Origin of the sequence: Streptomyces sp. NBC_00388 (genome assembly GCF_036061255.1) — a bacterium.
Taxonomy (GTDB): Bacteria; Actinomycetota; Actinomycetes; order Streptomycetales; family Streptomycetaceae; genus Streptomyces.
The window spans coordinates 201,040-225,485 of sequence record NZ_CP107948.1 but is presented as its reverse complement, the minus strand read 5'-3'; the positions used below and the strand labels follow the sequence as shown (position 1 = coordinate 225,485).

The following is a 24,446-nucleotide window of genomic DNA, read 5'->3' as shown; positions in this document are numbered from 1 at the left end:
CCCGTGCGCGTGGGCGAGCCAGGGATCGCCGATCCCCCGATAACTGATCTCTGCACCCGCGACGGGGGACCGACGACGATCGGGACATGGACGAATTGGATCTGCACGGCAAGCTAGCCGTCGTCACAGGCGGCAGCGACGGGATCGGGCTGGGGCTGGCTCGCCGCCTCGCCCGGGCCGGCGCCCAGGTCGTCATCCCGGTACGCAACGCGGCGAAGGGGCAGGCCGCCCTGGAGAAGATCGGCGGCAACTCCTCGACGCGGACGCTCGACCTGGCATCGCTGGCGTCGGTCGCCGCGTTGGCCGACCGCCTGAACGAGGAGGGGCGGCCGATCGACATCCTGATCAATAACGCCGCGGTCATGACGCCGCCCACCCGGTACACCACCGCCGATGACTTCGAGCTTCAGTTCGGCACTAACTATCTGGGCCACTTCGCCCTGGTCGCCCGGATTCTGCCGTTGCTGATCGCCGGCCGCGCCCGGGTCACCACCCAGTCCGCCCTCGCCGCCGCCATGGCCAGCAGGATGAACTGGGCAGACCTGCAGTCCGAACACGGATACAAACCCTGGCCCGCCTACAGCCAGTCGAAGCTGGCGACCATGCTCTTCGGTCTGGAGCTGGACCGGCGCAGCCGCGCCAACGGCTGGGGCATCAGCAGTAATATCGCCCATCCGGGGTTCACCCGCACCAACCTGCAGACGGCGGGCCCGACCATGGGCGGCAGCAGGTCGCGGTTCGACGTGCTGTTCAAGCTCTTCGCCCCGCTCGGCTGGCCTGTCCAGAGCGTCGAGGGTGGCCTGGCTCCGGCGCTCCACGCGGCGACCAGCCCTGCCGCCAAAGGCGGTGGCTTCTACGGCCCACGAGGCCTGGGGCATCTCACTGGCGCGCCCACCGAGGAAAAGATCTACCGCTCCGCCCGCGATCCGCAGGAGGCCGTCCGGCTGTGGGAGGCCTCCTGCCACTTGGCCGACGTCACGTTCGCCATATGACCACGTGGAGGACGACCGGGGCACGCCAAGCTGCCCCGGCGCCTCCGGGACGGCACGAACGATGCTGAGATCGACGTCTTCCTCGCCGCCCAGGGCCGAGACCACCGGAGCGTTAGGCGTTCTGTCCACGGAGGTTGTGGACGGCGATCGCCGCTTCCGCGATCGCCGCCGCGTCCGGGATGGCTCTCATCACCGGACCGCCCCGGGAGACGGGGCCGGCCCGGTGCGCCGCTTCGGGGATCTTCGCGGCGGGCGTCGCATCGGCTGAGGCCCCCGCCACACAGCCGTACCGCAACGCGAACGTCTCGTAAGGGAGTTGGCCGCACGGGAGAACAGCGGAGAGTGGAGCTGCCCGGACCGGGGGCCGGTGTTCTGCAGGACCGGCCTGTCCGGGCCCGCGCCGATTGAACGGCGGAGCCGGCAGGTGTGATCCCGGTCCGCTGGGGCACGCGCGTCCGTATGCCAATGAAGGGGCGACTCACAGCGTTGCCCCGTCCCCGTGCGAACGGAAGTGGACATGCTCTTCCTTGTCGTGGCCTTCGTCGTGCTGGCCGTCCTCGTCGGATCGGCCACCTACCTTCCCCTGCCGGTGACTGTCGTGGCGGGCGTGGCCATCACGCTGTGGCTGCTCGTGTTCGCCGTCCGCGAGCGGCGCAAGCACGGCCGAACCCGAAAGGCGTGACGTGATGCGACTGACAGCACCCCCGCGGCGGGAGACCGGCAGGCGCGACACCGAGGGAATGGCCGTAGCCTCCTTCGTCCTCGGCCTCGTAGGACTCCTCGTCCTCAACTTCCTCCTCGGCCCCATCGCCATCGTCCTGGCCACCCTGGCCCTGCACCGCAACACGCCCCGCCGCTTCAGAGCGCTGCTCGGGTTGTGGCTCGGTATCGCGGACATCGTGCTGCTCGCCGTCCTCATGGCGGTGAACGGCACGACGGCGTGGAGCATCCTCGGCTGATCCTTTCCGCCACAGGGCGTACGGTCGGGCGCCATTGCTTGCCGGGCCGGGCTCGTCGGACCGTCTTGTCGTCCCGCGTCGTTCCGGCACTCGCGTGGACCTCGCCCCTAAAGTCCTTTGCTACGCAGCAAACGGGCTTTTCGGTGAAGGGGCTATCAAATGGTTCGGAACGGGCGTGCAGGTGCTTTCGTGGTGGTCGCCGCGGCGGGCGCGCTTCTGATGTGTGGGTGCTCCGGTTCCGGCGGGCAGACCCCGGCGCACGGTACTGGGGCGGCGCAGGCGTCTCCCAGCGGCTCTTCCAGCCCGTCGGGGAACCTGACAGAGGACCAGGCCGAGCGCAAGGCACTGATTCCGGCGGCCAAGGTGGACTACGAGGTGGCGGCCAAGGCCGCCGTCAAGGCGGTGCCGGGCTCCAAGCCCGTCTCGGTGGAGCTCGAACGAGGTGCGGATGGCACGCCGGTGTGGGAGACGGAGGTTGCCAAGAGCGACGGCACCAGCAGCAAGGTCCCGGTGGACGTGGCCACAGGCAAGGCGGGAAAACCGCGAACCGACACCGGCGAGGACAGCGAGGACAAGACCAAGTTGGCCTCGCGGCTGAACAACGCGAAGGTCACCATGTATCAAGCAGCCGGCACCGCGACGGGGCATACGAAGGGCACCGTGAGCACCGTCAAGCTGGACGACGAAAATGACACGCCGGTCTGGAAGGTCGACGTCGTGACGCACGCGGACTGGAACAAGACCACGTACGACGTGGACGTCAGCAGCGGGAAGGTGCTGCGCGTGAAGGTAGACCGCGACTGATACGGGCCGGGGCAGACGACTGATCCTCCCAGGTGAGCCGGATGACGGCGGCTCTCTCGCGGACCGCGCGATCGGGGTTCTCATGAAGGCAGCCCCGCTCATCAGGGTTTCCTCCACCCAGCGGAAGGGCGAGCTGGCGCCGCCTTCGGCACGGCGGTTCTGCGGCGGTCGGCCAGCCGTCCGGCGAGTGTGTGTGGACGGCCCCGGCCCTGGATGTGCGCAACTGACCGGCGTCCTGCCCGGCAAGGGCTCAGGCAATGATCCGCCGGAGCTCTTGCCGGGCACCCCAACCGGAGATCGCAGTAGGATCACTGGCGCGTGGCGCGTGGCGGGGGCGTGGAGCGAGCACACGGATACGGTGCGGGGGCGGCAGGGTTGCTGACGGCGGAGGAAGTGCAGGCCGAACTGGGCTCACTGCTCGGCAAGTTGGCGTGCGAGTGTGGCGCATACGTGGCGCATGGGCGCCTGCGCGCTGCTGGCGGCGGCCCCGCCGCTCAGGGGTCCAGCCTCGTAGCGGAGATATACCCCCTCGTGTACCAGGCCCACGAGGAGTGGGCGCGGCAGGACAGCTACGTACAGATGCCCGCCTCCCACGTCGAGATCGAGGCGGGGCTGGTGGCGCTCGCCCAGCACGAGGCCGCCGCGACGATGGCGAGGTTCGCATCCGAGTGCCCTCTGTGGAATGTCGCGCTGATGGACAGCGCCCGCGCCCTCTCGCTCACCTCGCGCGTCGTCCAGATCCTCGGCCCGGGCGCCCGCTGGTGGTCGAACCATGACGAACTATCGGCGAACTGCTTCACCGGATGCACCTTCGACAGCCTGGTCGCGGGCACTGACGGCACCCTCTTCGTGGTACTCCTGCAGGCCTTCGCCGACTGACCCCGGGGCGGCGGGGTCAGCCACGGCTGGGTGAGGTCGGACGGGCCTGGTCCACCAAGAGGTACAAGGTGGGTCGCCAGTGTCCGCGGCCCGCACACGCCCCGGACAGGCCACCCGGGCCACCGCGCAGTCAAGCTTGCCCACGCAGCCCTTCCCGACCGTGTGATTCCTGAGCCGCACGACTACGCGTCAGAGTTACAGGCGGAAAGGGCCAGAAGTGAATGGTCTCGGGCGAACCCAGTCGGCAGTCGAAGGGGCCCTCCAGGCGGCAGGCCATGAGCCAACCGGCTGCGAGGGGGAGCGATGCGGGCGTCGGGTGCCAGCACAGCACAGCACAGCACAGGACAGTCAGGACAGTGGGCCGATGGTTCAGCTCGACGCGAGTGTGCGCTGGTGATTCCTGGTCAGCGGCGGCCGGTGGCCAGGGTGACGAGGAACTGTCCGCCGCCCGGCTCGATGTCGGCGGTCACCGGCAGCCCCGGTACGAGTCGGGAGAACCGGTCCACCAGCCAGTCCGCCGCCTCTTGGGCGTCTCGCCTGGTCGGACAACGGCCCACCATCTCGCGGCCTCCCTTGCGCTCCAGTCTCCCGGCAACGGTGATCAGCGGCGCGGGTTCGACCACGTACAGGCGGTCCGGCCAGGCGATGACCACCTTGACCGCGCCCTTGCGGGTGTTGCATCCGCGGTGCGCGAGCCGCTCGGCGACTTTGGCCTTCCGGTCGGCAGTCCGGCTGTCGACGCTGGGCCCCCGCGGGTCGTTCACCGACTCGTTCGGGTCGACCGCCTCGTCGCACACCCAGCACCGCCAGCCGTCGCGCTCGGCCACATCATCAAGAAGGCTCATCCGAGCAAACTAGCCTGCCCCGCCCCCAATCCGTGCACCAGGGCCCCGGCAAATCCCTCACCGAGTTGCGTGACGGCTGGGGGAGGGGGCGATCCGGACGTACGGCGTCGCCGTCGGCTCGCGGCTCGCGGCTCGCGGTTCGCGGTTCGCGGTTCGGGGGAGGCGGCGTCCGCGGCGGTGCGGGCGGGAGCGCAATCGGTGGTTGACGTCGTCCTGGTCGTCTTGGACACCGTCGCTCTGGTGTACGTGATGCGCGGCGCGTTCAAGCGCCGGCACCTGCCCGCCGAAGCGCCCCTGGACAACACGCCTCTCTCAGCCGTCTCCCGCCTGTTGGGAAGTCTGTTCTGGAAGGACCCGGACACCCGCCACCCCGGGCATCGACTCCCTTCGCCTGCCACAGGAGGTTGCCTCCGTCTGGAAGACGCGGCACCGGACGAAGACGACAACAATCCGAAGGCGTGATGACGGCGTGGTCCCGGTCACCGGTCCGCGGGAGAGCGCGCGATGGGATCTGACGACGGTGCGGGCGTTCTGCCGTCCCGCCCACCACAAGGTCGGCACGGCACCGGGTTGGACTGGCTGAACGACAAGCGCAGACACTGGCGCCGATGGTGGGGCGGGGGCCTGACCGTCTACTGGGCAACGGCGACCGCTTATATGATCGTCGGAGGGTGGGCTGGCGGGGCACGGGGGAGGTGCAACACGGTGGAGCAGAGGCGATCCGGGGGGCTGTGGAGGCAGTTGTGGGGGCGGCCACGTCCTGATCAACTGGCCCGCATCGAAGCGGACATCACGGCCTTCGGTGAGGAGCTTGCCCAGCACGAGCTGCTGTCGTCGGGCCATTCCGAGGACGAGTTGCTGCTCGCGGACTTCCGGCGTGCTCTGGATGCCTACGAAGAGGCCAAGAGTGTGGCAGATAACGGTGGCCGCGACAGCGTGGAGGATGTCCTGCGGGCACTCGACGAGGGGCGGCATGCGCTGGCCTGCGTCGACGCCCGTTCGGCCGGCCGACCGGTGCCCTCCCGCCACCCCTGCTGCTTCTTCGACCCTCGGCATGGGGCGTCGACGACCGAGATCGCCTGGTCGCCGCCGGAAGGTGCGGCACGGACCATTGCCGTATGTGCCGCTGACGCGGTCCGGATCACGGACGGTCTGGCTCCGTTGTCCACCGGCCGCAGAACGGTGCAGGCGGCGGTGGGTGGCCAGGTCCGAGGTGAAGGGGGACGCCCAGCCCCCGCCCGACGGCCCTCTCCGCCCTCTCGGCGCTCCCCGCCCTCCCCGCCCTCCCCGCCCTCCCCGTCCTCCCCGTCCGCCGCGTCGGCGCTGCGAGGTGTCTGGCGGCCGTACAAGACCTGGCCGCCGGGCACTCCCAGGGGACAGTGTGCCGAGGTCAGGGACATCAGCATGCGGACGGAGATCAGACTCCTTCGCCCCGATTCTGCAGGGCCCGCACTGCTCGCGATCAGGGCAGTGCACGGGTCCGTGGGCACAGTCGATGTCCTGGGCGGCCCATCGCAGCGACGCATACTCAAGAAGAGCAAGGCACCGCGGCTCGTGGTGCCCCTTCCGGCCGACGGTGAGGACCATGTCCACCTCGCTCTTGAGCCATACGGTCATCTGCAGCTCTGGACTCAGTCCCTCGACCTTGTGCCGGTGCTCGGGACAGGGCTGAGTTCCGTCGGCGGGTTCGTATTCCGCCATATCGGTGGGCCCGTGACGATCCAGGTAGGCAAGCGCGGCGGCGGAAGAGCGTTCCGGATACACGCGCTCAGCACAGAACTGACGACCGGTGACGAGGTGCTGGCTGCCGAGGGCGAAGCCGTGATGACGGGCGGGCTTCCGGGGCCGGGGTTATACCTCGTGGGGGCGACCGCCGCGCAATGGCGCATCACTCTTGTGCCCTGAGCATGCTCGGGGACAGCGCCGAGTCGTCGATCCCGCCGGCCATCGAGGCCGGCCGCTGTCTGCCCGTCGCCACCCTGCGGGCCGCGGCCCGCAGGGTCTTCGATCAATCCTGTGGAGGCCTCCCGCTTCCGCGACCGCCAGGGCGTTTCCCGCAATGAGTACGTAGAGGCAGGCCCATCGAGGGCGGGCGGCAATTATTCCGCCCGCCCTCGAAGCTTCGGCTTTTTCATGAAGCACCCGTCAATTTACTGACTGGCTGGTCGCAGTGGCCCCGCAGGGCGTTCCACTCCCGGGTCTGCTCGTGAGCAGTACACCGAGCCGCGCCGGAGAGCTGCCGCCACACCCTGGGCGGCACAGTTTGAGATCACTGCTTCTTGAACGACCGGATCTGATAGCTGCCCTGGAGGTTCCCCTCGCCGCCGGACGGGGTGGAACCGACCCGGGAGTGGTGGTTGGTCTGTGTGTAGTACTGCACGCGGTGGTTGGTGTTGTTCCGCACCGAGCGGACGTTGTGCCCCCTCTGAATGAACGAGCAGTCGTCGGCGGTGTTGGCCTTGCTCTCCTGGGACCACTGACAGAGGGTCCCGCCACCGTTCCAGTCGCTGTAGATACAGAAGTACCCCGGCGTGCACGGGTAGACCCGCGCGGACGGTGCGACAACGGCGCTGGCAGTCGGGGCAATACCGAGGGCGACGGCTGCGGCGACCGAAGCGAGGGCGAACGAACGAAGACGGCGCATGGGTGGGCTCCTATTTCATTTGGGTATGACGTAGCAAGACTGCCCATCTGTAATCGTCCGAACACATACCGTTACCACCCAGTGTCGGCTCGATCATGCTTCCGGTCCGGACGACAGTTACGGGAGCCGGCTCGGAGAGACGTCTGGTGCCAGTCGCCACCCGCACCATCCGATGCCCCGGGCCTCGACCCCGGCGTCATACGTCACCACCGACGCCCAGGACGTCGACGTCGGGTTTCGGGGTCGGCTGGACTTGCGCCCGGGCGCAGTGATCACAGCCAGCCGTTGGCCTCCGCGAGCCGGGCCGCCTCGGCGCGGGTGCGGGCTTGCGTCTTGCCGATCGCCGACGACAGGTGGTTGCGCACGGTGCCCTGCGTCAGCCGGAGCGCCCTGGCGATGTCGGCCACGGTGCCGCCCTCGGCGGCGACGCGCAGCACGTCCGCCTCACGCCCGGTCAACGGGCTCGCGCCGGTGGCCAGCGCTTCCGCGGCGAGGGCCGGATCCACGAAGCGCAGGCCGGAGTGGACGCGGCGGATCGCGTCAACCAGTTGTTCGGGCGGGGAGTCCTTCACGACGTATCCGGCCGCGCCGGCGGACATCGCCCGCGCGAGGTAGCCGGGCCGGCTGAAGGTCGTGCAGATGATGGCGCGGCAGCCGGGCAGCGCCCGCCGGAGATCGGCGGCGACGGTCAGGCCGTCCCGGCCGGGCATCTGTACGTCGAGCAGCGCGATGTCGGGTGAGGTCCGTTGCGCGGCGGCCAGCACCTCGGTGCCGGTGCCCACCTCGGCGACCACGTCTATGTCGGGCTCCAGCCGGAGCACGGCCGCAAGAGCGCCGAGTACGAGTGCCTGGTCATCGGCCAGCAGGACACGGATCATTTCGGCTCGGTTTTGCGCGAAGGCGCAAGGTGGGGCGCTGGGGCCGGCCCGCGGGCGATGACCCGGAACCCACCGCCGGGGGCAGGTCCGTGTCCGAGCGTGCCCGATACTGCCTCCAGCCGTTCGGAGAGGCCGGTGAGCCCGTTCCCGGCGTCTGCCCCACTGGTGGAACTGCCGTTGTCGGCGACCTCGACCCAGTCTGGCCCGACGCGGACGGTGCACAGTTCGGCGTCGGAGTGCCGCAGCACGTTGGTGACCGCCTCGCGCACGACGTAGCCGAACACCTCGCGCAGCTCGGCGCGCACGGTGAGGGTCGCTGCGGGCAGATCGGCCCGTACTCCGGCGGCACGCAGCGCCATGCGGGCGCCGGCGAGCTCGCTGTCCAGCGACAGGGTGCGGTAGTCCGAGACGGTGGCCCGTACGTCGGACAGAGCCGAGCGCGCCATGTTCTCGAGTTCGGTGACCTGGCCGACGGCGAGGGCCACGTCTCCGGAGGACTCCAGGATGCGCCGCGTCAGCCCCAGCTTGACGGTCATCGTGGAGAGGGTGTGGCCGAGGATGTCGTGCATGTCCCGGGCGACCCGTTCCCGTTCCTGGTTCACTGCCAGCCTCTTGACTTGCTCGCGCGCGGCCCGCAGGTGACCGATCGTGAAGTTGAGCGCGAAGACGGTGCCGAGGGCCGCGGTCACGGCGACAAGGATGGACACCTGCGCCCAGGCCACCTCGCTCCGGGCGAGGCGCATCCAGACGATCTGCCCCAGCACCGTGACGAGGCCGAGCAGCAGCGCATGGCGCAGCGGCAGCAGCATGAGTCCGATCGAGAGGGCGTAGGTCAGATCGGTCAGGTAGGACGGCGACGCGAGTAACACCGCCGGTGCCGCGCCGAGCAGGAAAATCACGGCCACGATGGCGATGCGTTCCCGGCGCAGCGCCACCGGCCCGAACCAGGGCGCCAGTATGCAGCCGACGCCGTAGCAGGCGACGAGGCCGATCGCCAGCGCGGTGATCAGAGGAGGTCCGGAGCCATGCGCGATGCCTTCGACTGGTGCGATCAACGTGAGGGAAGCCAGCGTCATGGCCGTGGCGATGGCCAAGCGGCCTCGGCCGCGGGCTCTCGGGCCGCCCGGCTGGTCCTTCCAGAAACTCCAGTCCGGCCACTGGCCTGCGGAGAACTCGTCCGGATCGCGTGCACGCACGTCGTTCATTCTACGGCCCGGCTGTCGCAGGGGTGCACGAACGGCGGCCCGGAAGGGGTGCGTGGGACATACGGACAAGCGTGGCCCACCCATGAGCGGCGCCCCTGCTCGCCTTGTCACCCGGTCATCCATGACAAATGACATGGGCCCCGTGGGTGTGCCGATGCTGCAATGAGGTCATGTTGCACGCGAAGAGGATCCATCTGCCGAGCCAGGAATACGAGCTCACCGAGGACGGCCGGGCGTTGACGACGTTCTCGTTGCACAGAGGCGGCGTCGGCGCACAGTTCACCCTGCGCGGGGTCGACTACATCGTCCGCACGCACCGCTTCAGTGGTGTCTACGAACTACTCGGCGCCGGCGGAACCGTCGTCGCGACCACGGGCCGGGTGCGCCGCAGCTGGAACATGACGTGCTCCGAACGGGTCGTCTCGTTCCGGCAGACGGCGGCGGCAGACCGGGAGTACACCATGATGAGCGACGACGGTGAGCCCGCAGGCACGATCCGCCGCACCGGACATGTCCATTCCGAGGCAACCGCCGACCTGCCCGGCCTGGAACTCGTGCTCCAGGTCTTCGCGCTCGTCGTCGTCCTGCTGCGCAGGCGGCACAAGCGCACAGCAGCGGCCGTCCGATCGACCTCCCTCGCGGGCGGTTGACGCTCCGGCCCGAGCATGAGTGTCCCGCCTCTGATGAGCTGGAGCGGGCGATGCTGCACCTTTTCTCGGGGCCAGAAGGGCTTGGGTCGACTGATCATGCGCATGGATGAGGAATTCGAGCATCCGTGGGCCGCACCTTGCCCGGGCCCATCACCTCGGGTGGGCAATATCGGGCTGGTGGGGGACCAGAATGCGTGAACGCTGACGGACTCTGGCTCGCAGCCCTCTCCTTGGACCGGGATCGAACGCCCCGTCACCTCCGCGGCGGCTCCCCAAGTTCTCTGCCAGAACCCGCACTCGCGCCCCGGCTGGGGATGTGTGGGCTCCTGACTGGATCTCAGCCGAGGGGCCCGACCAGGACGTCGATCGCCAGGGGCGACCGCGGATCACGGTTTGGCCTCCTCTTGGATCTCGGTTCTGCCGCCTCCGACCACCCGGTCGACCACGCCGCAGGCAGGCGCACGACGAAGGCTCCCCCGCGGTCCCACAGAGCGTCCTCGATGGCATCCGACCAACGTGGCCGCTTGGGATTTGCTCGTGCGTGGCGTCATAGGATGGGCGTCTGCAAGCGGGGGGAAGAGCGTTGAGCGACACACAGAATCCATCGACCGCGGCCGCTGTCGGTACGGGGACCGGCAAGAACCGGTCGGCGAAGATCAGCGCGTTCTTCGCCCTCGCCGGCGTCGCTTCGCTGGGGAGCTTTTATACCGCTTTTGCGTGGATCAACCCCGGCGTCTACGTCAGTATGGCCGTCCTGTGCGCTCTCATCGCCATCCCCACAGGGCACATCGGCCGCTTCAGAGGCCGACGGCTGCCCGAGAAGGACGGCCGGGGAGTAGCGCTGTTGGCGATCCTGGTCAGCTGGCTGGTGCTCCTCGTCTGCCTGCTGGCAGGCCTCGCCTATTTCGGGCTCATGGTCGGACTGGCGTACCTGAGTACAGCCCTCTGAGCCTGCCGAGTACAACCGTTGAAGAGCCCCGCGCCATCCGGGCCAACTGTCCCGAGGACGATGCCCCCACCAGCGACTGCAGCGGACGTACCAGAACATCCTCGGCCACCAAAGGGGGTGCAACAGCTCGCCGGGCTGCTCCGGGTGTCGCACCGGTTGGCTCTATCGAGCAGTAGTGGTTCTGGCACAGATTTCGTGATCGGTCAGGTTGCGTGTCGGTCGCTGGTATCGGGCAGTGGCGCGCTGATGGCCAGATCTTCGTCGAGTCTGGCTGTCAGGTCTTCGGCGAGAGTCGGAACGTGGCGAGTAGCCCACTGCTTGGTGAGATAGAGAAAGCCTTGCAGTCCCTCTTGCACGGTCTGCAGGATTACCGGTAGGTCGCCCACCATGATCTCGACGGGCAGCCCGGAAGGAGCTTCTTGAGCGTCTGCTCCGTCCGGCCACAACTGCACGGCCTCGTCAGTGTGCTCAAGCCTTGGTGAAGGGTCATGGCCGAGCCACAAGGTCTCTCCGTTTGCGACGTCGAGCCACTCGCGCCAGTCCTCCAGGCCACAACAACATCCTGGCAGAACGGTGACGTCGGTGCGGGTGTCGTGCACGCGCAGCCCTCCTGTTGCGATGACTTTGTCCGTCTCCAACAGCCGGCGAATCACCTCGTCGGCGTCCGTCAGGGGGCGATCGTCCTCACCTGTTCGCCAGGTGTAGTCAACCAGCTTGGTCAGCGCGGTGCCGACTTCGAGCGGGGACATACTGCCCGACAGAGCCATGAACTGGTAGGGAGGCAGGTCAGCCACCGGCCACAAGGAGAAGCCAACGGTGTCCGGGGTCTCCAGGACGGCATTCACGATGATCACCGCGTCATTCTCACCTCGGAGGGTCCAGTCCGCCCAGCAATTTTTCCCGGGGCTCATCACGCGAGGAGTACGCGCTCCCGGAGGAGGTCGAAGCCGGCGCGGCCGAAGATCTGAGGTTTGAGCATCTTGATCCGGTTGACATGGCCTTCGACTGCGCCAGAGCTCCATGGCAAGGTGAGTCCGGCGATGACGGCGTCGCGATCGCGGTCGATGCCCGCCGCGAGGGTGTGAAGGCTGGGCAGGGCGTCCCTGCGGACGGCGTCGAGCCATCGCGGGAGACGGTGGCCTTGGCGCTCGGCGAGCATTTCGGCGGAGGTCCGGCCGTGGCGGTGAGGGCTTCGACTCCAGGGCAGTTGGCCAGGACTTCCTTCAGTCGAACCTGCCCGGCGGCGTCGGCATCGGCCTGATCGACCTCACCGCCCCTGCGCTCTGGACATTCTGTGAACTACCGCATGATCCAGCGTTGATCGTGCGAAGGGTTGTGGTTTTCGACGCTGGTGGGGGTGCCCTGGCATCTGTGACGCTGACGATGACACCGCCTCAGTCCTCGGTGGGAACCTCGACGATGCCTGTGGAGTATGTGCCGTTCTCGAGGATGTCCGGGGTCACGTGGACTCCAGTGAGCTCTTCGGCGAGTGCAACTTACTCTTCGAGGTCACCTCGGCTGCAACGGCTGGGGGCAGCGATCCTCGGGAGGCACCGGCACCGCACCGGCCGACGACAACGGCAGCAGCCACAGCGGCGGCGGGGCCATCGCCTGCGGATCGTTCGCCGGCGCGGGCGGGGGACGCGCCGCCTGGGGCAGCGGATGCATGCACTCCCAGTGGGAGGGCCAGTACCCGGTCCAGCTTGCGACCGGCCTGGCGGCCCAGCACTTGATGGCCGCCGCCATCGGGGATGTTGCCGAGCTTCTTGATGCCGACATGTATCAAATCGCCTGGTGCGGCGTGCTCGTAGCGTCGAATGACACGGCCCGTGTCACGGTCCAGGTGCGACAGCCGGGCGATCCCGTATCCGGTAAGCACTCGGTGCACACTGGAGGGTTGAGGTGCGGGCGACTGGAGCGATCCGTCGTGCGGGCGGCTGGTCACCGGGACGACAGTGATGGATCAATTCCACTGCCAGCGGGGCCGCGCAGAGGCAGATTCCCGACGTGTGGGGGCGACCTCATCGCGAACGTGAGGGCGTGAGTGATGACCGAGAGTGGGATCCTGACCTGCTGCGGCTGCGCAGGGACCTCGAAGGCCGCTCTGCGGTACAGGCTCGCCGCTCCGTCAGTTACGCGCCTGACGTCGACTTTGGGGCGACAAGCCGTCACTCACCGCTGTCACTGCACGGAAGGTGAGCCGGATCCCGAGAAATAGCAGCAGGCCATATGGACAGGCCGCAGGCCGCGGATGCACGTCGGGGCGGCGGAGGTTGTCACATGCGTGGACCAGACGGTGTCTTCATGCCGAACAGCCCCACAGGGATGTATGCAAGGAGAGACAGTATGACGCTGCGACTGCCGAAGGCCGAGCTCCCCGCCGAGCTCAAGGAGAACATGATCAAGCAACTGGGCGTCGTGCCCGAGAACGTCGAAGTGCTGTGGCACAGCCCACGAGTGGCCCAGGACAATCTGGAGTTCGGCGCCAAGGTGGGGGCGTGGGAAGCGGCCGAGCCGGGTCTTAAGTCGTTCGCGCACATGGCCGTCGCTTCGCAGGTCGGCTGCAGCTGGTGCCTGGACGTCGGCTATTTCCAGGCGCAGAACGAGAACCTGGACCTCGCCAGGGCGAGCCAGGTGCCGCGCTGGCGTGAAGCGGACGTGTTCACGCCCCTGGAGCGCGACGTCATGGGATACGCCGAGGCGATGACGAACACTCCGCCGACTGTCACCGACGAGCAGTACGCCGCCCTCCTCGGGCGGCTCGGGACGCCGGCGATGGTGGAGCTCACCGCGTTCATTGCCTACGTCAACCTGGCGACCAGGGCCAACGTGGCGAACGGGGTCACCTCCCAGGGATTCTCCGACGCCTGCGAGATCCCGCTGGCCAGCCGCCCGGCGGCCTCCCGCGTAGAGTCCTCGCGATGACTGAGGACCCGTTCGTCGCCCACCGCGGCCTGCTGTTCACTGTCGCCTACGAGATGCTCGGCTCCGCGGCTGATGCGGAGGACGTGCTGCAGGAGACCTGGCTGCGCTGGGCCGCCGTCGACCGGTCGCAGGTCCACGATCCGCGGGCATACCTCGTCCGGGCTGTCACCCGGCAGGCGCTCAACCGCATACGGACACTCTCACGCCGCCGAGAGGACTATGTCGGCGAGTGGCTGCCTGAACCCTTGCTGACCCACCCCGATGTCGCTGACGACGTCGAACTCGCGGAAACGGTCTCCATCGCGATGCTGACCGTCCTGGAGACACTCGGGCCGGTGGAACGCGCGGTGTTCGTCCTCCGTGAGGTCTTCGACATGTCGTACGACGAGATCGCTGAAGCCGTGGGCAAGACTGCTGCCGCCGTTCGGCAGATCGCCCGGCGGGCCCGGAATCACGTCGCGGCTCGGCAGCCACGCGTCAGCGTGAGCCGGTCGGAGCACCAGGCCGTGGTGGGCCGGTTCATCGCTGCTCTGCACACCGGACGCATCCAGGACCTTCTGGAGATCATGGCGCCGGATGTGGTCCTCATCGCCGATGGCGGAGGGCTTACGGCCGCCGCGCTGGCCCCCATTCACGGGGCCGAGCTCGTGGCCACGATGCTCGCCGGCACAGACCGGGCCAACACCGAGACCACAGCGGTGTGGCTCAACGGCAGTCCTGCGATCCAGATCGAATCCGACAGCGGACGGGCCGCGGTCAGCCTTGTGATCGAGAAGGGACGCATCACGCGGATCTACGCGACATCCAATCCACAGAAGCTGACACGACTTGACACACCTACCGACCTCATCAGGTAGGTCGTGATGTGGATGTTCCGGGCACGACGCGCCCGGAACACCGCCCACAGCACCGTGACAGGCCCTAGTCGAAACTCGGCCTCTGGCTCAGGTAGTGTGATGCGACCACTCTCTGTGATCCGTCGTGTCTTCCAATTTCCGAGCGGCCCCTGGATGGATGGGGGAGTAGAGCGTCACTGGACTGCAACAGCCGCTCGTGGTGAGGGCAGTAAATCCTCCGAAGTGGAGGCGGAAGCAGGCAGATCCTCGCCCGTACTGCGGGCAGGTCACCGTGGCCGAAAGATTGACCTACGCGTCCCAACATGCTTACTGCCACGCGGTCTTAGAGCTTGTGTCGCAGTCGTGAAAGTGCGGAGCTCGGCCATGTTCTGACTACAGCGGTGCAGGTCGCTGAGGTTGCAGCCCGCGCGCGCAGGAACGGTCCCCAATCGTGCGGGACCGAGGCGGCACCCCTGTGAACGGGCGGTCAGAGTCGGCGGGGCCCGGGCGCGCTGTCGTCACTGCGTCGGAGCGTGTCCTGCGGCACGCGCATCCGGGGCGTTGGTGGTCGCCATGCCATCGAGAAGGAGGCGCAAGATCTGCTGCAGTTCCTCGGCGAGTGCGCCGGCGGTGCCGGGGGAGCGGTGAGCCCATCGGTACAGGGCGCCCAGATAGACGTCACGCAGGACGTTCCCGGCTGTCAGGGACGATGTTCCCGGTGCCAGCTCGCCCAGGGCCATGCCGCGATCCACGATGTCGGCGAACACCTGGGCCACGTAGGGCTCTTCGAGGATGGGACGTCCAGCCTTGACCCATGCGGTCAGCATGGCGGTCGTGAGCTGAGGTTCCTGCTGGTTCACGTCGATCAGCACCGCCATGCTGTGCCGCAGCTGGGCGATGGCCCCCGTGGTGGCACCGATATCGTCCGCCTCCAATTCCCTCACCAGCCTGGCGCGCCTCTGCTCGCCCCAGGCCCCGATGATGTCTTCCTTGCGCTGGAAGTAGTTGAAGAAGGTACCTCGTGCGACGTCCGCCCGCTCGGCGATCTCGTCGATGGAGGTGTGGTCGTATCCCTTCTCCACGAAGAGTTCGACGGCCGCTGTGTAAAGACGTTCCTTGACGCGCTGCTTGTTCCTCTCCCGGCGACCGGTCGGGGGCTTCTCCCGCAAGGTCATGATGTTCCTCCTCAGGGCGGACCACGGCTCGGCGGTAAGTCGTCGGGAACGCGCGCCACCTGCGGCCCGGCGCGGCCTCCTCACTGGCGGGGCACGCGGTCAGGGCACATTAACGTGAGGTAAACTTATACCACAGTACATTTTTTTCTGTCGTCACCGTGGTGACGAGGAGAGCTCTCGGTAACTCAGGCAGATCTCAGGCGCTCCGACGGTCCGGAGCGGTCGTTGTCGGCCGTGTCCGTGTCCGTGTCCGTGTCCGTCAGCGTCCGCGACAGCGCGGCGATGCTCTCGGTCCCGAGCAGCCGCCCGGAGGTGACTGTCACGCCGTGCTCCATGTGCAGGTGCTGGCGCAGTCGCGTCGCCATCAGTGAGTCCAGGCCCAGTTCACGAAGTGACCGGCGGTTGTCGATCTCGGACGGGTGCAGACCCAGCAACTCGGCTGCGTGGTGGACCAGTGCTTCGGACATGTTCTCGGGACGGCTCCGCGTGCGGGGGGTGTCAGCGCTGCGGAGCGCCCTCGGCGACGTCGGCTCGGCGGAGTCCGGCGCGGTCGTCGTCCCGGGCAGGCGAAGGCGCAGGAGCGCCGGTACCAGATCGGTTCTCAGGGGCTGCGCGGCTCTGCGTATCAGGCGGGCCAGTGACACCGCCGGTCGTTCGGTCAGGGCCGATACGAGCGCGGGCAGTTGCGGCAGGACGCGTGTGGGCGGGCACGGGGCGGTGACCGGGCGCAGAAGGACTCCCGAGAATTCCGCAACGAGCGTGTGGTCGGTCGACAGGACGCGTACCTCGGCACGCAGCGCACCGTCCCGGTCGCCGTGCACGGTGGCCAGGGCCCAGAATTCGTCAGGCAGGTGGTCGTGCAGACACACTTTCTTGAAGGAGACCGGCGCGTAGGCGCGGAGGTCGGTGCGCGCGCCGGGGCGGGCGGCGAGCACCGGCTGCAGTGCCAGCTCCCAGCCTGCGTGCGGCAACACCTGTCGGGGCCGGACGCGGGCGACGGCTTCGCCTTCGCGCCGCCACAGGTGCTGCACGCCTCGGAACGCGTCGTCGATGCCGAGGCCCTGGCGTGCGACGAGTGTGTCGAAGTCCCCGGCGCTCAGGTAGTCGTGGCAGCGTGCCAGCGCCTCGTCCAGTGCTCCCGTGCCGGACTCGGGTGCCGGGCGGGTGGTCTCCACTACGGTCCCGCGGGCGCAGAATGTGGGCGGATCGTGCTCTGTCGCGGCGTACACCGACACGCCCCGGTGCCGGCCAGTGCCCGTGACGGTCACCTCAAGTGTGGTCTCGGGCGCCTCGTCCACCGAGAGGAGTGCGTCGCCCAACTGCACGTTCTCCAGCGTGAATGAGCCCTCCGCGTTGTTCGAGCGGGCAGCCACGGTCATCGCGGCGAGGTGGACGACCGCGGGCACGGGACGGACACCGCGCAGGGAAATTCCCTCGCCCCACCGGTCGGTCTCGGCGAAAGAGGCCAGAGGGAGGTGGCTGACGTGCCGGACGGACGGGTCGGCCGCGGGCGTGGGCCCGCGGTGGAAGGGGGTGAGGTCCCAGGCGTAGGTCGGAAGGGACGGAACGTGATGGGGGCCGCCCGCGTACCACCGTCGCCAGTCCACCTTCGCGCCGCGGACGAAGAGGCGCCCTGTGGCACGGGCGAGGTCGCCGAGTTCGTCGCCGCCGCGCGTGAGCGACGCCACAGAGGCCGTGCGGCCTCCTGAGGGGGCTCCGTGAGTGAGCGTTTCGTCGATGGAGGCGGTGAGGGCCGGGTGGGGGCTGATCTCCAGGAAGACGCTGTCCTGTTCGCGGGCCACTTGGGCGACCGTCTCGGCAAAACGGACAGGGAGCCGCAGGTTGTCCATCCAGTACGTCCCGGTCAGTTCCGTGCCACGGACAGCGGTGCTGTGCACGGTCGAGACCATCCGGGAGGTTCCCTCTTCGGGGGCCAGGTCCGCGAGCCGAGCCAGCAGATCGTCGCGGAGCGAGTCCATCTGCGATGAGTGCGACGCGACATTGACCTTGATCGGGCGGCACAGGACGTCGCGTGCTTCCAGGCGGATGCGGAGCGCGCCGAGGGCCTGCGGCTCGCCGGCGAGCACTGTGCTGGTGGGCGAGTTCTCGACCGCCACGTCCACCGCCCCCGCGCGGACCTCCTCCTCGCGGCGGGCGCGGTCCGCGGGCAACTCGGCGACCATCATGGCGCCTTGACCCGCCAGGCGCTGCATGAGTGTGCTGCGTCGGCAGATCACGGCGGCCGCGTCCTTGAGGGACAGTGCTCCGAAGGCGTGGGCCGCGCTCACCTCGCCCATGCTGTGCCCCAGGCACACATCGGCGCTCACGCCCCTCTCCGACCACAGTGCGACGAGTGCGACGTGCAGAGCCCACAGCAGGGGCTGGACGGTGGCGACGTCGGACGTCGGGTCTGCGGTGCCGGACAGCAGGTGCTCGACCACGGACCAGCCGAGTTCCGTGCGGATGGCACGGTCGCACGCGTCCAGGGCTTCGCGGAAGGCGGGCGAGGTCCGGTAGAGGGTGCGCCCCATCCCGGTCCACTGCGTGCCCTGTCCGGAGAATACGAAGACGGTCTGCCGGGCCGGTCCGGGCCCGGTGTCCGCCATGCCCGCGTCGGCGGTCGGGCGACCGTCGGCGAGGGCCGTCAGTTGCCCGGCGAGGGCGTCGTGGTCGGCACCCACGGCCCACAACCGGTGCGGGTACGCTTCCCTGCCCTGCGCCGCGGAGGAACAGATGTCGCTCAGGCGCTGGTGTCGTCCGGCGCCCTGGGGGCCCAGATACCCTACCCACCTGCGCGCAAGGCGGCGCAGGGAGCTGTCGGTTCGCGCGCTCAGGACGAGCAGGTGCGGGCCCTCGTCGGTCGCGGGCCCCGGGGGCGGGGCATCCGCGGGGCGTTGGGAGGGGGCGCCCAGGACGACGTGGGCATTGGTGCCGGACAGGCCGAAGGAACTCACTCCGAGGAGCGGGCGCCCGTCCGAGGCGTCGAGAGGCTCGTTGCTCTCCACGACGCGCAGGGGGAGGCCACCGCTTGCGAGCAGGTCGTGGGGGCGGTCCAGGTGCAAGGACGCGGGGATGGTGCCGTGCCGCAGGATCAGTGCGGCCTTGATGAGGCCGGCGATACCCGCTGCGGCCTCGGTGTGCCCGAGATTCGTCTTGACCGAGCCGGTGAGGAGCGGACGGTCCGCGGGGCGCCCCGCTCCCGCTGCCTCGGCCAGGGCCCGCAACTCGACACCGTCCCCGACAGCGGTACCGGTGCCGTGGGCCTCCACATAGTCGAGGTCGGCCGGACTGATGCCGGCGTTGTCGCAGGCGCGGCGCACCATGTCGGCCTGGCCCGCTGCCGAGGGGCGTATCAACAGGCCGCTGCCCGCCCCGTCGTTCGTCATGGCGCTGCCGAGCAGAACCGCGCAGACGGGATCACCGTCGCGTACAGCGTCGTCGAGACGCTTGAGAACGACAGCGCCCACGCCCTCGCTGCGGACGAAGCCGTCGGCGTCCGCGGCGCCGAATCTGCACCGCCCGCTCTCGGACAGCATGTCGCCCTGGGAGTAGGCGATCGCGTCGTGCGGCGAGAGGATCAGGTTGACTCCGGCCGCGATGCACAGATCACTCTCGTGGGTGAGCAGGCTCTGACGGGCGGCGTGCACGGCGGCCAACGACGAGGAGCACGCGGTGTCGAGGACGACACTCGGCCCCCGCAGATCCAGGGCGTACGAGACCCGCCCCGCCGTGACCGCGCGCAGGTGACTGCCGACCATGCCGCGTACGTCGGGCTCGTGGGGGTGTGGATCGGTGTCGGCGTACTCCGCGGTCGCCTGACCGACGAACACCCCGCCGTGACTGCCCGCGAGCCGGGACGGCCGGATACCGGCCGACTCCAGGGCTTCCCACACGGCGAGCAGGAGCAGCCGTTGCTGCGGGTCCATGACCTGGGCCTCGACGGGTGAGATCTGGAAGAAGGATGCGTCGAAGTCGAAGGGGCGCCCGACGAAGCCGCCGTGTCGCGAGACCGTGCGCCCCGGCGTCATCGGCTCGGGACTGTGACTGTCGTCCGTGCTGAACCGGTCGGGAGGGACGGGAGTGATCGCGTCGGTCCCGGACACGAGCACGTCCCAGAACTCGTCGATCCCGGCCGCACCGGGGAACCTGCATCCCATGCCGACGACGGCTACGGGTGTGGCCGTGGGTTTTCCGTTGAGCATCAACGCTCCAGGTGCATCTGATGAGACAGGAGATCATCAAAGGAATACAAAATTACACTCAAGGTCAACATTTGACCGCCGCCTACCCGGGCGCGGAACGCTCAAGCAGGCGTGGGTAGTTGAGGAGCGTTCGTCCAGCTTGCGGACCGCTCGGCCGGCGCCGCCCGGGAGTAAAGTTTGTACTTGCGTTCATCTATGGAGTCGTGTCTATTGTTGGTCATGATTGTCTCTAGGGACGGGGGAGCGCCCATGGACATCGCCCAGACGATCGCGTTGATGGAGGACCAGGAACTGGCGGCCTACAAACTGCTCGTCACGACGGGCGGGGCGACCACCGACCGGCTGGCCACGAGCCTGGGCTGGAAGCGAGGCAGAGCGGCCCACGTGCTTTCGGGGCTGAGGAGGATGAAGCTGGCCCGCTCGCATGGCGAGGAGCGGAACGAGGAGGGCGGTGAGTGGACCGCGGTGCATCCCGAGGCCGTCAAGTTGCAGTACGCCAGGCCGCTGGTCGGCGCGCTCGATGCCTGGCAGGAACAACTCGACGGAATGCGGAAGCAGGTGGAGGCACTCACCGAGCTGTCCGACGGCGCCTCGCACGATGCCTCCGCGAGCCCGGTCGCCACACTCGACGGCGCCCAGGAGATCTGCGACGCCCTGACGGTGTGCGCCAGGCGCTGCTCCGAGGAGATCCTGGCCGTGCAGCCGCTCGGGACCGGCGTACCCGAGGCGGCCTGCGCCGTGCTGGACCGTGACGCGGCCCACGTCACCGAGGCCGATGTGCGGGTCCTGTTGCCGCATCTCTCGCGCTACGACGCCGGGACACGCCAATGGGCCGAGGGCCTTGCCGACGCCGGCGGCGAAGTACGGACCAGCGCCTCGCCCCTGCCCGCCCTGATCGTCTTCGACCGGACGGTGGTCGTTCTCCTGGACGGCCAGGACGCGGGTACGGCGCACCTCGTGAAGCACGGGGCCATGGTCGAACTCATCGTCAACATGATCATGAACGCCTGGGCGACCGGAGCCCCCTTCCAGGGAACGGGGGGCAGCAACCGGATACCGGACAGCCTGACGCAGGAGACGAAGACCGAGATCCTGAAGCTGCTCGCCGCCGGCTACAAGGACGAGGTCGTGGCGCGCCGGCTCGGGATAGGGGTCCGTACCTGCCGCAAGTACATCGCCGAGATCTTCGGTGAACTCGGGGCGCAGAGCCGCTTTCAGGCCGGCTGGCTCGTCCGCGACCGGCTGCTCGGCGCCGACAGCGCCCCGGCCACGGCGGAGGGCTTACGGCGCGCGGACACGTCGCCCACGGCTCCCGCGACACCCGGAAGGTCCGCCTCCTGACGGTCCGGCGGGCGCAGCTGACGGTCCGGCACGCACACATGAGCGTGCTGGCGTCCTCGGGAATCGGCCCTTCCGGGAACACCGTCACGTACGTCCGGCACGCCTGCTGTGTCCGTCGTCGGCCGACGTGGGCTTCCCGCCCGCGTCGGCCGCACGGCGTTCAGCGGGCCAGCACCGATCCGAGCGCGTGCGCTAGCTCATCCCCGGGGTTCGACATCGCCTTCTTGGCGCGCCAGGCGATGACGGAGTCCGGACGGATCAGCACCGCGCCACTGGAGTCGACCCCGTACCGTCGCGCCCAGGAGTCGTCCACATCCACGAAACGGTCCCCGACGCGGTACGCGGAAAGAGTCACGCCCAGATCGCGCGCGGTCCGCTGCGCCGCCTCCACCCACTCGGGCCCATCGAACCCCGCCACGAGCACGAACTCCCGGCCGAACAGGTCGTGGATGCCGAAGTCGTGCCGTGCGTCGTGCAGTGCGACATGGGGGGCTCGTCCCCCCGGGCGGCCCGTAGGCGACCACGGGTCCTCGTGAAGGCTCCGGTCGTCGCCGTCCTCCGTGACGACCGCGGGGGAGTGGCACCGAAAGCCCACGAATTCGCGTGGCGCGGGGACCGGGGCGTTCGGGTCCGCCGGATTGTAGCTGGCCGGGACCCGCCCCTCGGATATCTTCGCCAGCTCCAGTTCGCGGGCGATCGTGTACTCCACGAGGGGCCGGCGCTCGGCCTCGTACGTGTCGAGCAGCCCCGGACCGGCCTGGCCGGTGAGGACCATGCCCAGACGCCACGAAAGGTCGAACGCGTCCTGTACGGCCAGGTTGCCGCCCTGCCCGCCGTTGGGCGGGCAGGCGTGCGCGGAGTCGCCCGCCAGGAACACGCGCCCCTGGCGAAAACGCGTTGCCAGTTTGTGGTTGATCGAGAAGAAGCGTGCGTTGACGAACGAGACGTCGATCGACGGGTCGCCCACGGCGTCGCCCACCCGTTCCAGGCACCGGTCCTCGGTGAAGTCCTGCGGGCTCTCCCCGCGTTCGGGAAAGTAGTCGACCCACAGAGTGTGCCGCTCGGAGCCGTCGAGGATGAAACTGGAACCACTGCCGGGCATGCCGATCACCTCCACGGCGCCCGGCTCGACATAGCGGCTCAGGTCCGCCTCGAACGTGATGATGTACATGTGGCCGACGCTGCCGCTGCCCTCGACGTCGATGCCGACCTCGTCGCGGGTGGGACTCAGATGGCCGTCCGCCGCCACAAGGTAGTCGGCCTCAACGGTGTACTCGTGGCCGGTCGTTGTGTCCCGCAGGGTCGCGGTGACTGTGTCGACGTCCTGGCGAACGGACACCATCTCGGTGCCCATGCGCAGGTCCGCGCCCGCCTCCTGCGCACTGGTCCGCAGGATGTCCTCGACCTGGGCCTGGGAGACCCAGGCCAGAGGAGGTACCGCGGACAGCTCTTGCGGGTCGGGCAGGCCGGCGTCCGGGTCCAGGAACGCGCGCGCGGGGTCCGCGAGGGACGCGCCGTGACTCATGCGCGGCCATTTGGTCTCGCCCAAGGCGTCGCGCAGGCGCCGTGCCACTCCGGGCAGGCTGTTGAGCAACTCCTGCGACCGTGTGTTGAGTCCCCAGGCTTTCGGCAGCCGCGACGGTTCGGGGCGCCGCTCGGCGAGCAGCGGCCGTACACCTCGGGCGGCCAGACTCAGAGCCGTGGTCAGGCCGGTGTAGGCACCGCCGACGACGAGGACGGGAACGCGCTTGTCTGACATGGGTCTGCCTCCGTGTCTACTCGTTCGGGCACACGTACGGTCGTGCCGGCCCGGCTCAGGCGGACGTGCGTGCTCCGGGGGTGAAACCGTGCTTCTTCGTCATCAGAACGAGGGCGAAGGTCACCGCGATCAGCACGATCAGGGTGACCGGCAAGGAGAAGACCCCGGACGTCTCCAACAGCAGTCCGCCGGTGACACCGGCTCCCGCGACCGCGAGATTGCACACCGTGACGAGCATGGACTGCGCCACGTCGGCGCCGTCCCCCGCCGCGTCGGCGAGGGCGGTCTGCTGGAGGGTCGGAGCACCGCCGAAGGTGACACCCCAGGCGACGACGCCCACCACCACGGCGATGGACGAGTGCGCGCCGACGGCGAGCAGCAGTGCGGCGACGGCGAAACCCACCAGGGTGGCGAGCGACAGCGTCCGCAGCTTGCGGTCCACGAGAACACCGGTGACCCAGATACCGGCCATGGCCGTGGTGCCGAAGACGAGCAGCATCACGTCCACGTGGCCGCCCAGACCGACGGCATCGAGGTAGGGGGCGACATACGTGTACAGGACGTTGTGCGCCAGCGTCCACAGAAAGATGATCAGCAGGATCGCCCGGATGCCGGGCAGTGTGAAGATCTCCCGCAGCGGCAGCCGCTCCTGACTCGACTGGCCGGGGAAGTCCGGAACCAGCGAGCGCACGGCGGCCACGAGGACGAGCGCGACCGCGGACATCACCCAGAACGCACCCTGCCAGCCCACCACCGCGCCGAGCCAGGTGGCGATCGGGACCCCCAGGGCGAGGGCCACCGGCTGGCCGACACTCACGACGGCGAGGGCCCTGCCCTGCAGGCGCTCGGGAACCAGTCGGCGTCCGTAGCCGGCCAGGAGTCCCCATATGACGCCGGACGCCATGCCGGCCAGGAACCGTGCGCCGAGCGTCAGGAGGTAGGAGTGGGAAAGCGCGGTGACCGTGTTGAACACGAACAGGCCGACGATGGCGGTCAGCAGGAGGGGCCGGCGCCGTACACCTCGGGTGGCCGTGATGACGGGAATGGCCGCCAGCACGGAACCCAGGGCGTAGAGCGTCACCAGCTGCCCGGCGGCGCCCTGTGAAACGGAGAGCCCGCGTGCGATCTGCGGAAGCAGTCCGTCGGGTGTGGTTTCCGTCATGAAAGCGAGAAAACCGGCTGCGGCGAAAATGGAGAGCCGTAATATCGGCAGCCGCTCGGCCCGAGGCTCGGGCGACACCTGTCGTGTTGCTGAACTTTTCTCGGTTGTCGTCACGAATTCTCTCCAGGATGCGTGGAATTGCATCGTCGGTCGGCGGGACCTGGCTGTTCGGAAGGTCAAATCTCGGGGAGTGCTGTGCGGCACTCCGCTTGGACTCATCAGCCTGCTGATTCAGGGCGTG

At 68.7% G+C, this 24,446-nt stretch carries 21 protein-coding genes and 3 pseudogenes; 12 read left to right on the top strand and 12 right to left on the bottom strand.

Annotation, left to right across the window (positions count from 1 at the left end; genetic code table 11):
* Positions 1–86: 86 nt before the first annotated feature.
* From OG917_RS01140 to OG917_RS01120, 5 genes are all read left to right on the top strand, one after another.
* Positions 87–992 (top strand): SDR family oxidoreductase, encoded by a 906-nt coding sequence (locus OG917_RS01140; protein WP_328315585.1) that lies wholly within the window; start codon positions 87–89, stop codon positions 990–992.
* Positions 993–1,509: 517 nt separating this feature from the next.
* Positions 1,510–1,674, top strand: coding sequence for a hypothetical protein (locus OG917_RS01135; protein ID WP_328315584.1), 165 nt, complete (start codon positions 1,510–1,512; stop codon positions 1,672–1,674).
* Positions 1,675–1,678: 4 nt separating this feature from the next.
* The gene (locus OG917_RS01130; RefSeq protein ID WP_328315583.1) at positions 1,679–1,951 is read left to right on the top strand and encodes a DUF4190 domain-containing protein; all 273 of its coding nucleotides are present in this window, start codon (positions 1,679–1,681) and stop codon (positions 1,949–1,951) included.
* A 189-nt stretch (positions 1,952–2,140) separates the two neighbouring features.
* The gene (locus OG917_RS01125; protein WP_328315582.1) at positions 2,141–2,755 is read left to right on the top strand and encodes a PepSY domain-containing protein; all 615 of its coding nucleotides are present in this window, start codon (positions 2,141–2,143) and stop codon (positions 2,753–2,755) included.
* Positions 2,756–3,286: 531 nt separating this feature from the next.
* Positions 3,287–3,634 carry a hypothetical protein gene (locus OG917_RS01120; protein WP_328315581.1) on the top strand — a complete coding sequence of 116 codons (348 nt, stop codon included), beginning with the start codon at positions 3,287–3,289 and terminating at the stop codon, positions 3,632–3,634.
* 404 nt (positions 3,635–4,038) lie between these two features.
* On the opposite strand, the gene OG917_RS01115 is transcribed toward OG917_RS01120, so the two are convergent.
* Positions 4,039–4,479, bottom strand: coding sequence for a hypothetical protein (locus OG917_RS01115; RefSeq protein ID WP_328315580.1), 441 nt, complete (start codon positions 4,477–4,479; stop codon positions 4,039–4,041).
* 198 nt (positions 4,480–4,677) lie between these two features.
* Here OG917_RS01115 and OG917_RS01110 point away from each other — a divergent pair, with 198 nt between their 5' ends.
* Positions 4,678–4,941: a hypothetical protein gene (locus tag OG917_RS01110; protein ID WP_328315579.1), complete on the top strand. Its 264-nt coding sequence runs from the start codon at positions 4,678–4,680 to the stop codon at positions 4,939–4,941.
* A 1,020-nt stretch (positions 4,942–5,961) separates the two neighbouring features.
* Positions 5,962–6,384, top strand: coding sequence for a hypothetical protein (locus OG917_RS01105; RefSeq protein ID WP_328315578.1), 423 nt, complete (start codon positions 5,962–5,964; stop codon positions 6,382–6,384).
* A 364-nt stretch (positions 6,385–6,748) separates the two neighbouring features.
* On the opposite strand, the gene OG917_RS01100 is transcribed toward OG917_RS01105, so the two are convergent.
* The 3 genes from OG917_RS01100 to OG917_RS01090 all read right to left on the bottom strand — a co-directional run bounded on the left by OG917_RS01100 (position 6,749) and on the right by OG917_RS01090 (position 9,206).
* On the bottom strand, positions 6,749–7,123 hold the full coding sequence (locus OG917_RS01100; RefSeq protein WP_328315577.1) for a peptidase inhibitor family I36 protein: 375 nt from the start codon (positions 7,121–7,123) through the stop codon (positions 6,749–6,751).
* 272 nt (positions 7,124–7,395) lie between these two features.
* The gene (locus OG917_RS01095; RefSeq protein WP_328315576.1) at positions 7,396–8,001 is read right to left on the bottom strand and encodes a response regulator transcription factor; all 606 of its coding nucleotides are present in this window, start codon (positions 7,999–8,001) and stop codon (positions 7,396–7,398) included.
* Positions 7,998–9,206, bottom strand: a complete 1,209-nt coding sequence (locus OG917_RS01090; RefSeq protein WP_328315575.1) for a sensor histidine kinase — start codon at positions 9,204–9,206, stop codon at positions 7,998–8,000. The genes OG917_RS01095 and OG917_RS01090 overlap by 4 nt, the downstream gene beginning before the upstream one ends.
* A gap of 170 nt (positions 9,207–9,376) precedes the next feature.
* On the opposite strand from OG917_RS01090, the gene OG917_RS01085 reads away from it, so the two are divergent.
* Both OG917_RS01085 and OG917_RS01080 read left to right on the top strand, forming a co-directional pair.
* Positions 9,377–9,856, top strand: coding sequence for a hypothetical protein (locus OG917_RS01085; RefSeq protein ID WP_328315574.1), 480 nt, complete (start codon positions 9,377–9,379; stop codon positions 9,854–9,856).
* Positions 9,857–10,439: 583 nt separating this feature from the next.
* A complete protein-coding gene (locus tag OG917_RS01080) occupies positions 10,440–10,805 on the top strand; it encodes a hypothetical protein (protein ID WP_328315573.1) in 366 nt (121 codons plus the stop codon).
* A 203-nt stretch (positions 10,806–11,008) separates the two neighbouring features.
* Here the strand turns inward: OG917_RS01080 and OG917_RS01075 are convergent, their stop codons facing one another.
* From OG917_RS01075 to OG917_RS01065, 4 genes and pseudogenes are all read right to left on the bottom strand, one after another.
* Positions 11,009–11,659, bottom strand: coding sequence for a hypothetical protein (locus OG917_RS01075; protein ID WP_328315572.1), 651 nt, complete (start codon positions 11,657–11,659; stop codon positions 11,009–11,011).
* 56 nt (positions 11,660–11,715) lie between these two features.
* A pseudogene (locus OG917_RS01070) lies at positions 11,716–11,946 on the bottom strand (transposase); the annotation flags it as partial.
* Positions 11,947–12,199: 253 nt separating this feature from the next.
* Positions 12,200–12,286: pseudogene (locus tag OG917_RS30605) on the bottom strand (hypothetical protein); the annotation flags it as partial.
* A gap of 221 nt (positions 12,287–12,507) precedes the next feature.
* Positions 12,508–12,702, bottom strand: a pseudogene (locus tag OG917_RS01065) (IS481 family transposase); the annotation flags it as partial.
* 449 nt (positions 12,703–13,151) lie between these two features.
* Between OG917_RS01065 and OG917_RS01060 the strand changes: the two are divergent.
* Together OG917_RS01060 and OG917_RS01055 are read left to right on the top strand one after the other, a co-directional pair.
* Entirely contained in the window at positions 13,152–13,730 is a 579-nt protein-coding gene (locus OG917_RS01060) for a carboxymuconolactone decarboxylase family protein (RefSeq protein WP_328315570.1), read from the top strand.
* Positions 13,727–14,587, top strand: a complete 861-nt coding sequence (locus tag OG917_RS01055) for an RNA polymerase sigma-70 factor (RefSeq protein ID WP_328315569.1) — start codon at positions 13,727–13,729, stop codon at positions 14,585–14,587. The genes OG917_RS01060 and OG917_RS01055 overlap by 4 nt, the downstream gene beginning before the upstream one ends.
* Positions 14,588–15,084: 497 nt before the next feature.
* Here the strand turns inward: OG917_RS01055 and OG917_RS01050 are convergent, their stop codons facing one another.
* Both OG917_RS01050 and OG917_RS01045 read right to left on the bottom strand, forming a co-directional pair.
* Positions 15,085–15,741 (bottom strand): TetR/AcrR family transcriptional regulator, encoded by a 657-nt coding sequence (locus OG917_RS01050; protein WP_328315568.1) that lies wholly within the window; start codon positions 15,739–15,741, stop codon positions 15,085–15,087.
* A 185-nt stretch (positions 15,742–15,926) separates the two neighbouring features.
* On the bottom strand, positions 15,927–19,943 hold the full coding sequence (locus OG917_RS01045) for a type I polyketide synthase (RefSeq protein ID WP_328315567.1): 4,017 nt from the start codon (positions 19,941–19,943) through the stop codon (positions 15,927–15,929).
* A 249-nt stretch (positions 19,944–20,192) separates the two neighbouring features.
* Here OG917_RS01045 and OG917_RS01040 point away from each other — a divergent pair, with 249 nt between their 5' ends.
* On the top strand, positions 20,193–21,284 hold the full coding sequence (locus OG917_RS01040) for a helix-turn-helix transcriptional regulator (protein WP_328315566.1): 1,092 nt from the start codon (positions 20,193–20,195) through the stop codon (positions 21,282–21,284).
* Between the two features lie 160 nt (positions 21,285–21,444).
* Here OG917_RS01040 and OG917_RS01035 read toward each other — a convergent pair whose 3' ends face one another.
* Both OG917_RS01035 and OG917_RS01030 read right to left on the bottom strand, forming a co-directional pair.
* Positions 21,445–23,043: an FAD-dependent monooxygenase gene (locus OG917_RS01035; RefSeq protein WP_328315565.1), complete on the bottom strand. Its 1,599-nt coding sequence runs from the start codon at positions 23,041–23,043 to the stop codon at positions 21,445–21,447.
* 55 nt (positions 23,044–23,098) lie between these two features.
* A complete protein-coding gene (locus OG917_RS01030; protein WP_443058894.1) occupies positions 23,099–24,349 on the bottom strand; it encodes an MFS transporter in 1,251 nt (416 codons plus the stop codon).
* Positions 24,350–24,446: the final 97 nt, after the last annotated feature.

Excerpts from the sequence above, each read along its gene's own strand:
- OG917_RS01090 (WP_328315575.1), bottom strand. The coding sequence starts at position 9,206 with ATGAACGACGTGCGTGCACGCGATCCGGACGAGTTCTCCGCAGGCCAG.
- OG917_RS01030 (WP_443058894.1), bottom strand. The coding sequence starts at position 24,349 with ATGCAATTCCACGCATCCTGGAGAGAATTCGTGACGACAACCGAGAAA.
- OG917_RS01060 (WP_328315570.1), top strand. The coding sequence starts at position 13,152 with ATGACGCTGCGACTGCCGAAGGCCGAGCTCCCCGCCGAGCTCAAGGAG.
- OG917_RS01055 (WP_328315569.1), top strand. The coding sequence starts at position 13,727 with ATGACTGAGGACCCGTTCGTCGCCCACCGCGGCCTGCTGTTCACTGTC.
- OG917_RS01085 (WP_328315574.1), top strand. The coding sequence starts at position 9,377 with ATGTTGCACGCGAAGAGGATCCATCTGCCGAGCCAGGAATACGAGCTC.
- OG917_RS01045 (WP_328315567.1), bottom strand. The coding sequence starts at position 19,943 with ATGCTCAACGGAAAACCCACGGCCACACCCGTAGCCGTCGTCGGCATG.
- OG917_RS01050 (WP_328315568.1), bottom strand. The coding sequence starts at position 15,741 with ATGACCTTGCGGGAGAAGCCCCCGACCGGTCGCCGGGAGAGGAACAAG.
- OG917_RS01100 (WP_328315577.1), bottom strand. The coding sequence starts at position 7,123 with ATGCGCCGTCTTCGTTCGTTCGCCCTCGCTTCGGTCGCCGCAGCCGTC.
- OG917_RS01115 (WP_328315580.1), bottom strand. The coding sequence starts at position 4,479 with ATGAGCCTTCTTGATGATGTGGCCGAGCGCGACGGCTGGCGGTGCTGG.
- OG917_RS01130 (WP_328315583.1), top strand. The coding sequence starts at position 1,679 with ATGCGACTGACAGCACCCCCGCGGCGGGAGACCGGCAGGCGCGACACC.
- OG917_RS01095 (WP_328315576.1), bottom strand. The coding sequence starts at position 8,001 with ATGATCCGTGTCCTGCTGGCCGATGACCAGGCACTCGTACTCGGCGCT.
- OG917_RS01140 (WP_328315585.1), top strand. The coding sequence starts at position 87 with ATGGACGAATTGGATCTGCACGGCAAGCTAGCCGTCGTCACAGGCGGC.
- OG917_RS01040 (WP_328315566.1), top strand. The coding sequence starts at position 20,193 with ATGGACATCGCCCAGACGATCGCGTTGATGGAGGACCAGGAACTGGCG.
- OG917_RS01135 (WP_328315584.1), top strand. The coding sequence starts at position 1,510 with ATGCTCTTCCTTGTCGTGGCCTTCGTCGTGCTGGCCGTCCTCGTCGGA.
- OG917_RS01035 (WP_328315565.1), bottom strand. The coding sequence starts at position 23,043 with ATGTCAGACAAGCGCGTTCCCGTCCTCGTCGTCGGCGGTGCCTACACC.